Origin of the sequence: Polynucleobacter sp. AP-Titi-500A-B4, from assembly GCF_018688095.1 — a bacterium.
GTDB lineage: Bacteria > Pseudomonadota > Gammaproteobacteria > Burkholderiales > Burkholderiaceae > Polynucleobacter.
In genome coordinates, this window is sequence record NZ_CP061311.1 from 432,861 (window position 1) to 444,830 (window position 11,970).

Consider the following 11,970-nt stretch of genomic DNA (forward strand, 5'->3'; position numbering starts at 1 on the left):
TCAACGGTAGATTTTAACCAGGCATCTGCTGGCACTTACGCTGGAGTTATGAGTGGAACTGGTGTCTTAGTAAAAGAAGGTGCCAGCACCTTAACTCTCTCAGGTGCCAATACGTATAGTGGGGGTACCACAGTCTCCGCTGGAACCCTAGCTGGTAACACGACCAGCTTACAAGGAAATATTCTTAATAATTCAACGGTAGATTTTAACCAGGCATCTGCTGGCACTTACGCTGGAGTTATGAGTGGAACTGGTGTCTTAGTAAAAGAAGGTGCCAGCACCTTAACTCTCTCAGGTGCCAATACGTATAGTGGGGGTACAACTGTCTCTACTGGTGCTTTAATTGGTGATACCACTAGCTTACAGGGTAATATCATCAATAACGCAGCCCTACAGTTTAATCAAGGCACAAGCGGCTCATATTCGGGTGTTATGAGTGGAACTGGCACAGTAGATATTCTGGGATCTGGTGCTGTGACACTCTCAGGAGCAAATACTTATTCAGGTCAAACAACTATCAGCAGTGGTAGCACATTGGCTTTGGCTAATTCAGGCTCAATTGCCAACTCAGGTTTGGTTACGAATAACGGCACATTTGATATTCAGCAAAAGACCGTTAACACTAATCTGGGTGGTAGCTACGCTCAATCAAGCTCGGGCACATTAAAGATGGGTCTGACAACTGCCAATGCCGAAAAGCTAATCGTAACTGGTACAACCAGCTTAGCAGGGGGTTTATATGTCAATGCCGCTCCTGGCCATTACAACGCAGGTCGTTATACCTTGATTAACTCAACAGGCAGTTTATCGGGAACTTTTTCAAGCTTTACTAATGATTTTGACACTGCGCTATCCAAGTATCGCTTGAGCTACGATTACACAGGTAAGGAAGTCTATCTCGAGATTGATTCTCCTTTTACTGAGGTTGATACTGCCAATACAGTTCAGTCAGTTCAGATCAGTGCAGCTGGTTTGGCTAATATCTACAATCAACAAGTTGCTGCCTATCAAGCGGCCTTAACTTATGATTGCCGTATTTACGATAAGAATAATATTTGCGTTAGTGTTGGTGGCCGCTATACCTATGCAGGCCCATCACCATCAGCCAACCAGCAAGCTGGCTTGGTAGTTATTGGTTATAAGCCGTCACAAAATTTCCGTTTTGGTGCTTTTGCTGACCAGTCGATTAACATCGGCACTCCTTCGGGATTTAGTCAGAGCAAAACAAGCCCTATGTGGGGACTATTTGCCAAATGGCATATGAATTCCGATGAAACAGGATTGGGTATACAGGCCTCCGGTGTGAGCTCGGCAAGCACATTGAATATTACTCGCCAACAGCTTTCCAATACTGAGGCGGGCTCTGGATCAACCCAATTCAATGGGCAGGGCTATCAATTAACGACAAATTATCATCAACCCGTCACAGATTCTGTTTCACTTGTACCCTATATTGGTCTTCGTTACACCCGTGTAAATACTGGAGCATATTCGGAAAATAGTAACGCTAGTGTTACGCTACCGCTTTCATATGGAGCGATGGCGCAAAATACGTTCTCTGCAATTGGTGGCCTCGGATTTAAGGTTGGATTGACAGAGAATTTAACTGGCACTGCCTCGATCGGTATTCAACAGAACCTAAAATACTCAATGTCGAATTACCAGGTGACAAGCGCTATTGTTGGGCTCGAAAGTTTAAGTGTTGCCATGCCAGGTAATGTGAATTCAATGGCAACGGCTACTGCTGGATTGATGTATGACATTAACAAGAGAGAACGCTTGGGGCTCAATATCTTGTGGCAACAGCAACCATTCATTGCCACAAACACGACTACGGCACTGGCGACCTATACAGTTGGCTTCTAGATTTACTAAGGTGCTATTCGCCTTGCCTCAGTAAATTTTGCCGCCCAATAGGGTGAGGTAATGTAATCAAGACGTACAGTGCCGCCTGCGCTGGGTGCATGAACAAATCTTCCTTGGCCCACATAGATGCCAGCATGTGAATATTTTTCACCAGTAGTGTTGAAGAAAACTAGATCACCTGGAGCCGGCGGCTGATTCTCAACGCTTCTTCCTTGGGTACTCATTAGTTGAATAGTGCGAGGTAATTTAATACCAGCAGCCTTGTTGTACACATAGACAATGAGACCACTACAATCAAAGCCACCTTTGGGGGTGTTACCGCCATAACGATACGGAACATCCACTAAGCCAAGCGCTGCAATTGAAATATCTTCCGTACCAACGCTGGTGTCCTGTTTGAACTGAGCTACCTTTGCTTGGTTGGACTTACTTCCAAATGTACTGCATCCCGATATCGCCAGAATCGTACAAATAAAAATGCCGCACCCCAGAAGAGTGCGGCATGAGAGGGTTTGCTTAGAGAGCGTCAGCAGCATGGTCCGCAAGACGTGAGCGCTCGCCACGCGCAAGAGTCACATGGCCGCCATGACGCCAACCTTTAAAGCGGTCCACGACATAAGTGAGGCCAGATGACCCTTCGGTTAAGTAAGGGGTATCAATCTGCGCAATATTGCCTAAGCAAACAATTTTGGTTCCTGGGCCCGCACGGGTCACCAGAGTTTTCATTTGCTTTGGAGTTAAGTTTTGCGCTTCATCAATAATCACAAACTTACTGACAAAGGTTCTGCCCCGCATAAAGTTCATGCTCTTAACTTTGATGCGTGAGCGAATGAGTTCTTGAGTAGCGGCACGACCCCATTCACCAGCATCATCATTACGTTGGAGTACTTCAAGGTTGTCATCAAAAGCCCCCATCCAGGGTTGCATTTTTTCTTCTTCGGTGCCTGGCAAGAAACCAATATCTTCACCCACGGGAACAGTGGCACGAGTAATAATGATCTCGTTATAACGTTTGCTATCTAATACTTGCTCAAGGCCAGCTGCTAGGGCTAACAGGGTTTTACCGGTACCAGCTTGCCCCAGGAGGGTTACAAAGTCCACATCAGGGTTCATCAGCAAGTTCATTGCGAAGTTCTGCTCACGATTACGGGCGGTGACGCTCCAGACATTATTCTTTTGGTGAGAGAAGTCGCGCAAGGTTTGTAGAAGAGCAGTCTTGCCATTGATCTCTCGAACGTGGGCGTAGAAAGGGGTAGAGCCATCTGGGTTTTCTTGATAAACAAACTGGTTGACCAGCATGCTTGGCACAGAAGGGCCGGTCACTCGATAGAACATGGTGCCAGATTTAGAGTCAGCCCAGCTTTCCATATCTTTGCCATGCTTTGGCCAAAAGTCTGCTGGCAGTGACATCACGCCTGAATACATCAAGTCACGATCTTCTAATACCTGGTCGTTGAAATAATCTTCAGCAGGCAAGCCTAAGGCGCGTGCCTTAATACGCATGTTGATATCTTTGGATACCAATACAACTTCTTGACCGTTGCGAGTTTTTTGTAACTCACTCACTACAGCCAAAATCATGTTATCGCCTTTGCCTTCAGGAAGGCCTTCTGGCAATGCTTGCGTTGAGAGCTTGGTCTGGAAATACAGACGACCAGAAACATCTTGGTTGCCAAGTTTATTGAGAGGAATGCCATCATCCAAGGTGCCACTAGTACCAGCAACCAACTGATCAAGGGATCGGCTGACCGTACGGGCATTGCGCGCTACCTCAGTCATACCCTTCTTGTGATTGTCTAATTCCTCAAGAGTGGTCATTGGTAAGAAAAGATCATGTTCTGAGAAGCGGAACAAGGAGCTTGGATCATGCATCAACACATTGGTGTCCAGCACAAACAAACTTGGAGGCCCAGTGCGAATCACGCGTTTTGGTTTTTCTGGTGTAGCGGCTTTGTTGTCATTACGTGCTGAGCTACGATCCGCTTTAATTTTTTCAAGAGCCACTTCTGCTGCAGATAAATCCTCTTCTGCATCGTTCGCCCAATCAGAACTTTCTACCACCACTGGTTTTGCTGGCGCGGGACGCTTCTTTAAGTCGGGGGTATCTTTCCGACTAAGCTTCACTTGATCAGCAATTTGAGTTGGGATGGGTGGCAATGGCATGCAGACTCTCCTAAAAGAAAAAACCGCCAAGCGGAGTGCATTGACGGTTTATTACGAAACTGGTTACAAGAACTTCTAAAAAACGGAGGGGGTTACTCCCCGAACCTGCTATGAGATAGTCAGGCTTCTGATTCAAACGGATTGTCAGACTTTCCCGTCGTTTACGGTGCATATGACTTCACTTTACCCCAAATTTTGGGGTTTGCAAGCACCCTAGAACAAATTGTTGTAAAAATTATTTAGCGGCTTTAGCGGCCTGTAATACCTCTGTCACATGGCCTGGAACCTTGAGACCACGCCACTCTTGAACTAGCTTGCCAGAGGAGTCAAAGAGGAAGGTGCTACGCTCGATACCGCGAACCTGTTTACCGTACATATTCTTCATCTTAATGACGCCAAAAAGTTGGCAGAGCTTTTCTTCGGTATCGGCGACGAGCTCAAACGGCAGGTCTAATTTGCTACGGAAATTGTCATGAGACTTCAGACTATCGCGTGATACGCCAACGATCAAGGTATTGGCTTTGGTAAATGCCTCAATATTGTCACGAAATTCGCCTGACTCAGCAGTGCAACCAGGAGTCATATCTTTAGGATAAAAGTACAGCACCAATTTTTTCCCCTTAGCAGATGCTGGAGAAAAAGTCAGGCCTGAAGTCGCAGGAATAGCGCATGCTGGGATAGGTTGGCCGATAGCTACTGTCATGATGATCCTTTGTTGTTTGTCTCTTGGTTTTACTGATTTAGTTATTTCATTCAATGTGCTGAATAATCATTTCCCCACTACGGTTGGGTATTTCACCCCAAGTCAGTGGTAATACCGCTATTTTATCTAGTTGATTGGTGGCCTTCCAAGATTGGTGCAACTGGCCCATGGTTACGAGATCATGGCCTTGATTTAGCCATCCAGCTAATAGCCGTTCAAATGCAGGTAGAAGTTTTTGCCCTTCTAGCTCTGCATGTAGCGTAAAGACTTGGTCATTCGGATTGCTTTGGGTGATTGCCAGGAGTTTTTTGACCGCTCCAAATTCATCGTCACCATCAATCCCAATGAGTTCATCAAAAGTCGGCAGTGTGGTTGGGTACTGCACATGCTTTGCCTTACCTGTCGCAAGCGCTAAGCGATAGGGCAATAAGTTGGGTTCAGCTCTGCCATCAGATGAATATTCAATGCCCCATTGATCGAGTTGCTCAAAAGCAGCTTCATTCATTTGCCAACCTGCAGCACCATAAGTTAGTGGAGCATGACCAAAGATTTCGAGAAAGCGATCCCAGCTTTTTTGCATCATCGCCTTAGTCCATGCTGAATCTTGATTGCGAACAGCATCTTGCCAAGCAACGTGGTCCCAAGTATGAATGCCAGTTTCATGTCCAGCCTGATCAATCTCGCGCATTTCTGCCGCAGCCTTTTTGCCAATATCTGGTCCAGGAAGTAGAACGCCATACAAGAGTGTTTTGATGCCGTAGTGTTCAACGACAGAAGTGCGACTCACTTTTTTTAGAAACCCCGGGCGAAAGACTCTTTTGAGAGCCCAGCCAGTGTGGTCAGGACCCAGGCTAAATAGGAAGGTGGCTTTTAAGCCAAAGCGCTTAAGGGTTCGAGCCAGATTAGGGACGCCTTCTTTAGTACCGCGTAAGGTATCAACATCAACCTTGAGAGCAATCTTAGCCATGAATCCTTGTAGTTACTCTGCTTATTCTTTATCAACTAAAGAGCGGGCTTTTTCAACGTCCTGACGGTAAGCCTCAAAAATATTCTTGAGAGCATCTGCCATCGTTGTGGTTGGCTTCCAACCCAATTCACTCATGGTGTTATCAATTGCTGGCACCCGGTTTTGCACGTCTTGGTAACCTTCGCCGTAATAGGCACCAGAAGTCGTTTCCACAATCTTCACATCATTCGCTGTCTTAGCGTACTCAGGGATGCTACGAGCGATGTCGAGCATTTGATTGGCCAATTCACGAACAGAGTGATTGTTCTTTGGGTTGCCGATGTTATAGATCTTGCCGTTAGCAATACCATCTTTATTGTCGATAATACGCATGAGGGCATCAATGCCGTCATCGATATAGGTGAAGGCGCGTTTTTGTGCACCGCCATCTACCAAGTTAATGGGTTCGCCGCGCACAATGTGACCTAGGAACTGCGTCACTACACGGGATGAGCCTTCTTTTGGCGTATAGATACTATCTAAGCCAGGTCCAATCCAGTTGAATGGGCGAAAGAGAGTAAAGCGCAATCCTTCCATGCCATAGCCCCAAATCACGCGATCCATTAATTGCTTAGAGCAGGCATAGATCCAGCGCGGCTTGTTGATCGGACCATAAACCATATTGGATTGAGATGGATCAAATTCGCTGTCCTCGCACATGCCATAAACCTCGGAGGTTGATGGAAATACTAAATGCTTTTTGTATTTAACGGCGGAGCGAACGATGGGAAGATTGGCTTCGAAGTCGAGCTCAAATACTTTGAGCGGTTGTTGTACATAGGTTGCTGGTGTTGCGATCGCAACCAATGGCAAGATGACATCGCATTTGCGAATGTGATACTCAACCCATTCTTTATTGATGGTGATATCACCTTCAAAGAAATGCATACGAGGGTGCTTAATCAAATCACCTAATCGATCATTCTGCATATCCATCCCGTAGACATCCCAATCGGTTGTCTCCAGAATGCGTTTGGAAAGATGGTGACCAATAAAACCGTTTACACCAAGAATGAGTACTTTTTTCATCTTTACTGCCTCGTTTTAATCTAATTTGTATTTGATGCTTATTTGCTTGCTGGGAACCATTCCAAGACTTCAACTGCTTGGTGGTCACCGCAAATGCCGAATACCCGATTATCAACCACTTGGATACCCTGGATGCCAAGATTCAGATTGGCGGGAAATGGACCTTTTAGGCTGGTTTTGGCGACGATCATAGTCTCGCCCTCATGATTGGTAAAGGCGCCCGGATATGGGGGTGCAACCGCTCTCACCAGGTCATGGACTTGTTGAGCTGTTTGACCCCAGTGAATCTGTCCATCAGCAGGCTTTCTGCCTCCAAAATAGCTGCCTTTTTGAAGATCATTGGGTTTGCGCGGCACCTTGCCCTGGATTAACTCGGGTAGCGCCTGGTTCATGACCTCTACCGCAGCACCACTGACTTTTCCAAAAACATCGGTAGCGGTTTCATCCGGGCCAATACTGACTGCGACTTGCCCAACAATATCACCTGCATCAGGTTTAACTTCCATAACATGCAAGGTGGCACCCGTTTCAGTTTCCCCATGCAAGATCGCCCAATTGACTGGCGCTCTTCCACGAAACTTAGGTAAGAGTGAGCCATGCATGTTGAGCGCAGCAATCTTGGAGCAAGCCAAGATTTGTGCCGGAATCATATGGCGGTAATAGAAAGAGAAAATGTAATCTGGTGATAGTGCTGCAAGTTTCGGAGTTAAATCATTTAACTCGCTAGCGCTTGGCGTGATGAAGGAAATGCCTTTTGCTTGGCAGAGTTTGGCGACGCTGCCAAACCAGACATTCTCATTGGGATCATCTTCATGGGTTACTACAAGGTCAACTTGAATACCAGCATTGAGCAAGGCTTTAAGGCAATTGACCCCAACATCGTGATATGCGAATACGACTGCGCGCAATTATTTTTTCTCTAAAATAGTTTGCACAACATAACGCGGGCGATTGCGGATTTGTTGGTAGATGCGACCGATGTATTCGCCCAGAAGACCTAGACCAAAGAGCATGACGCCAATTAAGAAGAAGGTCAGTGCGAAGAGGGTGAAGACTCCCTCAACCTCGGCACCCAGTACAAAGCGGCGTACTAGCAAGTAGGCAAACAAGCTGCCCGCAGCCAGGGAGAGTAGCATGCCCAGGATCGAGAAAATCTGCAAAGGCATGATAGAAAAGCCGGTCACCAAATCAAAGTTCAAACGAATGAGTTGATAGAGACTGTACTTGGACTCACCAGCAAAACGCTCTTCGTGTTTGACGGTAATTTCAATCGGGTTCGCAGCAAAGGTATAAGCCAGTGCAGGAATAAAAGTATTGTTCTCGTCACATTGGCGGACGAGGTCAACAATCCGACGGCTATAGCCGCGCAACATGCAGCCTTGATCGGTCATAGTGATGCGTGTAATGTTTTCACGTAAACGGTTCATGGCACGTGAGGCAAATTTTCTGAAGAAACTATCGCGACGTTCTGCGCGAATAGTGCCTACGTAATCATGACCTTTTAATAATTGCTCGGTGAGCGCATCAATTTCTTCGGGGGGATTTTGTAAATCCGCATCTAAGGTAATGATGTATTCGCCTTGAGCGTATTCAAAGCCAGCCATGATGGCCATGTGCTGACCAAAGTTGCTATGAAATAACACTGCGCGAGTCACATCTGGGCGCAAGTCGACTTGCTTAGCCAGAATTCCAGCGGAGCGATCTTTACTGCCGTCATTTACAAAAACGATTTCGTAAGCAATATTGCGTTTGGCGGCAACAGCATCTAATGCGGGGTAGAGGCGATCAAATAAAGCTTGAAGGCCATCTTCCTCGTTGTATACGGGAATAACGATACTGAGCTTTGGGTTAGCAACTAAGTTTGCAGTCATGCTGCAATTTTGCCTGATTCTGGGGATCTAACCCAATAAGACTAGTTTTTGCGGTGTTTTTTGAGGATTACGACGAATCCGCTGGCTATACGGCCAATATCCTCATCAGCCATACCTGGAAATAGGGGAAGGGTGAGGATGGAGCGTCCGATATGTTCTGCAATCGGAGTATCGCTAGTTTTATAACCTTGTTCTTTGTACAAGGTAAAGCCTGTGATTGCTGGATAGTGCACGCCAGTACCGATGCCAAGATCTCTTAGCTCAGTCATGACTTGAGCGCGATCACAGTTCAGTTGATCCAGTGGAAGCACTACCTGAAACATGTGCCAATTACTTTCGCTAAAGTTTTCAACTGGCAACTCTAATTTGAGATTTTCTAAGCTAGCTGATTTCATTTCAGTGCGAAGGGCATCGAAATATTGACGAGCTAGTGCAGCACGGCGTGTTTGATAAGCGGGCAATTGTTTGAGTTGTTGCAAGCCAATCACTGCATTCACATCAGTTAAATTATCTTTACCGCCAAGAACATCGACATCCATCCCATCCATACCTTGACGCGTTAAACCTTGTAGACGAAATTTTTCCGCAAGCTTGGCTTCATCAGAGTTGTTTAGTACAAGGCAGCCGCCCTCAACCGTGGTGAGATTCTTATTCGCTTGGAAGCTAAAGCTCACCAGATCGCCAAAACTGCCAATCTTCTTACCTTTCCATTGTGAGCCAAAGGCTTGCGCAGCATCTTCAATCACGCGCAACTTATATTGCTTGGCTAAAGCGTAGAGTTGATCCATATCTACGGGCAGGCCTGCTAAATACACTGGCATGATGGCGCGTGTCTTCGGAGTAATGGCCGCCGCTACTTTATTGAGGTCAATATTACGTGTCACGGGATCGATATCAACAAAGACGGGTTTTGCGCCAACACTCAGAATCACATTAGAAGTGGCTACCCAAGAAATTGGTGTTGTGATGACTTCATCACCTTCGCCAATGCCTGCAACTTGCAATGCAATCTTCATAGTTGCTGTGCCATTGGCAAAACAACGCACAGGCCGGCCACCTAAATATTCACTTAGGGTTGCCTCGAACTCGGCTAATTTTGGTCCCGACGTTACCCATCCAGAACGCAACACCTCAGCCACAGCATCAATCGTTTCTTGATTAAAACTAGGGCGCGTGAAGGGGATAAAAGTAGGGCTGGAATTCGACATAGGTGTCTTATATTACTTGGTCACGCTTGAGGTGTCTGGATGTTTTACGATGACTCTACGAGAGTCGCGATCTACTTCCTGCATCGGCAGGTTTAAGCCCTGAAGCGCTATATATTGTTCTGGAACCATGATGGCGTAGGCAGTTTGGTCTTCCTGCCAGCGAGTAATAAACGACTCTATAGTCGGCATCCACAATTCTGGTTGCTGATTTACGCCAAACCGTAATTCATCTGGGTCTTCAACCATGATCATGGTTCTACCTAAATAGAATGGCATGGTGTGATCTAGCAGGCGCACTGAATAGAAATTCACGTTCGCAGGAATACTTGCTTTCACTCGATTAGCAAGATCAATTCCTGAGACTGCCCGACCTAAGGTTTCGTGACCAGTGCCAGCAATGATGGCGCATAAGAAAAAGCCACTTGCAAAACTAACAATGCTTTGTAAGCCATTTCGTTTGGATTGCAGTGTTGCGTAAAGACTAAAAACAATCAGCGCAATCAATGCAGCTATGACCCAGTAGGTATATTGCGCATATGCTTCCATTTCATCTGGCCTTGCTTGCTTGCCAATTTCCGATAAGAAGAAAAATCCAACGCAGCCTAAAAGTGCAAAACCAAGTGTTTGTAACTTCCATGGCATTGTCATGGAGTTGGTATTTCCAAGTAAGCGATCTAAGCGATTACCAATTAATAAAGCTAAAGCTGGAAAAATCGGAATGATATAGCCTGGTAATTTAGAGCGTGACACACTGAAGAACGCAAAGATCACCACAAACCAGCAGACCAATAACCATCCACTGGAGAACTCACGTCTGCGATCCTGCCAGGCTTGTGCAATTGCGCCTGGGATTTGTAAAACCCAGGGGAGGATGCCTATGAGTAGTAGGGGTATGAAGTAATAGATGGGACCAGTTCTACTATGGGCGTCTTGTGTAAAGCGTTGCAGGTGCTCATGAATAAAGAAGAATTCCAAAAACTCCGGATTACGTTGTGCTACCAAAACAAACCAAGGCGCAGTGATCACTAAGAACAAGATCAGTCCGCTCAACAAACGTAAGCGCGTCCAGATTTTCCAGTCCCAAGTGCTAATTGAATATGCAATAAACACCATTGCCGGTATAGCGGCACCAATAACCCCTTTTGAAAGTGTTGCCAGTGCCATGAAAATCCAGCAAGCCCACATCCAGTTGCGAGAGCTAAATTTATTGTGAGCAGTTTGTGCAAGCAAGAGGCTGCAAAGAGCTGCTACTAAAAATGCAGACAGACCCATATCTAAAGAATTGAAGTGGCCGCTAATGACCCACATTGGGCTCGAAGCCAATACTGCTGCAGCTAACCATCCTGCTCTTGCGTTGTAAATACGTGCGCCAGTAAAGCCAATGGCCAGAATCGTTAAAAATCCAGTGAGAGCTGTCCAGAGTCTGGCTTGCCAATCACCAATGCCAAAGACTTGGAATGCTGCAGCGGTTGCCCAAACTTGTAGAGGGGGCTTTTCAAAATACTTGTAGCCGTTATAGCGAGGAGTGACCCAATCGCCGGTAACCAACATTTCTCTGGCCATTTCTGCATAGCGCCCTTCGTCCGATGGAATGAGGTGCCGATAGCTCAAGGTTCCAAACCAGAGTAAGGCATAAATCAGCAGTAAGAGCAAAATTTTGCCGGGATGCAAAGCAGACGACTGCCGAATTTGCCCAAATTGCATTAAGCGGGTTCCACTATTAAGGCGAGTAGGACGATACGGCCCTCGCCCACCAAGATGTTGTAAGTACGGCAGGCTGCCTGAGAGTCCATGATTTCAAAGCCAATTTTGGCTGCGATGAGGGCTTTTAAGAGTTCTGGCTTCGGAAACCGCTGACGACTGCCTGTGCCTATGAGAATTAATTCAGGCTTGAGATTGACCATTTGAGCAAAATGGCTAGCTTCTAGGTCATCAAAGGACTTTGCGGACCACTCCGAAATGGCCCCATCAGAGCTCAATAAGACAGCATGGGCATATGGGACCTTGTTGATCTCTACATAGCCATCGCCATAGCCGGTGATCGTATTGGCTCCAGAATGGGGGTCAGATTGAAGCTTCAAGTGGACTCTCTGTCATAATTATGTGGATTATAGCTAGCTGTTT

Annotated in this window: 10 protein-coding genes and 1 pseudogene; 1 reads left to right on the forward strand and 10 read right to left on the reverse strand. The window is 46.3% G+C overall.

Going from position 1 to position 11,970, the window contains the following annotated elements:
• Positions 1-1,866 (forward strand): autotransporter-associated beta strand repeat-containing protein (locus FD968_RS02340; RefSeq protein ID WP_215367190.1); only part of this gene is annotated, 1,866 nt, incomplete at its 5' end.
• An 8-nt stretch (positions 1,867-1,874) separates the two neighbouring features.
• On the opposite strand, the pseudogene FD968_RS02345 reads toward FD968_RS02340, so the two are convergent.
• The 10 genes and pseudogenes from FD968_RS02345 to FD968_RS02390 form a co-directional block, all read right to left on the reverse strand.
• Positions 1,875-2,258, reverse strand: a pseudogene (locus tag FD968_RS02345) (C40 family peptidase); the annotation flags it as partial.
• Positions 2,259-2,382: 124 nt separating this feature from the next.
• On the reverse strand, positions 2,383-4,029 hold the full coding sequence (locus FD968_RS02350; protein ID WP_215367192.1) for a PhoH family protein: 1,647 nt from the start codon (positions 4,027-4,029) through the stop codon (positions 2,383-2,385).
• Positions 4,030-4,264: 235 nt separating this feature from the next.
• On the reverse strand, positions 4,265-4,732 hold the full coding sequence (locus FD968_RS02355) for a peroxiredoxin (protein WP_215367193.1): 468 nt from the start codon (positions 4,730-4,732) through the stop codon (positions 4,265-4,267).
• A 46-nt stretch (positions 4,733-4,778) separates the two neighbouring features.
• On the reverse strand, positions 4,779-5,699 hold the full coding sequence (locus tag FD968_RS02360) for a polysaccharide deacetylase family protein (RefSeq protein ID WP_215367194.1): 921 nt from the start codon (positions 5,697-5,699) through the stop codon (positions 4,779-4,781).
• A 21-nt stretch (positions 5,700-5,720) separates the two neighbouring features.
• Complete coding sequence (locus tag FD968_RS02365; protein ID WP_215367195.1) at positions 5,721-6,767, reverse strand: bifunctional UDP-4-keto-pentose/UDP-xylose synthase; 1,047 nt, start codon at positions 6,765-6,767, stop codon at positions 5,721-5,723.
• Between the two features lie 38 nt (positions 6,768-6,805).
• The gene (locus tag FD968_RS02370) at positions 6,806-7,675 is read right to left on the reverse strand and encodes a formyltransferase (RefSeq protein ID WP_215367196.1); all 870 of its coding nucleotides are present in this window, start codon (positions 7,673-7,675) and stop codon (positions 6,806-6,808) included.
• Positions 7,676-8,638: a glycosyltransferase gene (locus tag FD968_RS02375; RefSeq protein WP_215367197.1), complete on the reverse strand. Its 963-nt coding sequence runs from the start codon at positions 8,636-8,638 to the stop codon at positions 7,676-7,678.
• 41 nt (positions 8,639-8,679) lie between these two features.
• Positions 8,680-9,846 (reverse strand): DegT/DnrJ/EryC1/StrS aminotransferase family protein, encoded by a 1,167-nt coding sequence (locus tag FD968_RS02380; RefSeq protein ID WP_215367198.1) that lies wholly within the window; start codon positions 9,844-9,846, stop codon positions 8,680-8,682.
• Positions 9,847-9,858: 12 nt separating this feature from the next.
• Positions 9,859-11,550, reverse strand: a complete 1,692-nt coding sequence (locus FD968_RS02385; protein ID WP_215367199.1) for a glycosyltransferase family 39 protein — start codon at positions 11,548-11,550, stop codon at positions 9,859-9,861.
• On the reverse strand, positions 11,550-11,927 hold the full coding sequence (locus tag FD968_RS02390; protein ID WP_215367200.1) for an Mth938-like domain-containing protein: 378 nt from the start codon (positions 11,925-11,927) through the stop codon (positions 11,550-11,552). Before FD968_RS02390 ends, FD968_RS02385 begins: the two co-directional genes overlap by 1 nt.
• Between the last annotated feature and the right edge of the window lie 43 nt (positions 11,928-11,970).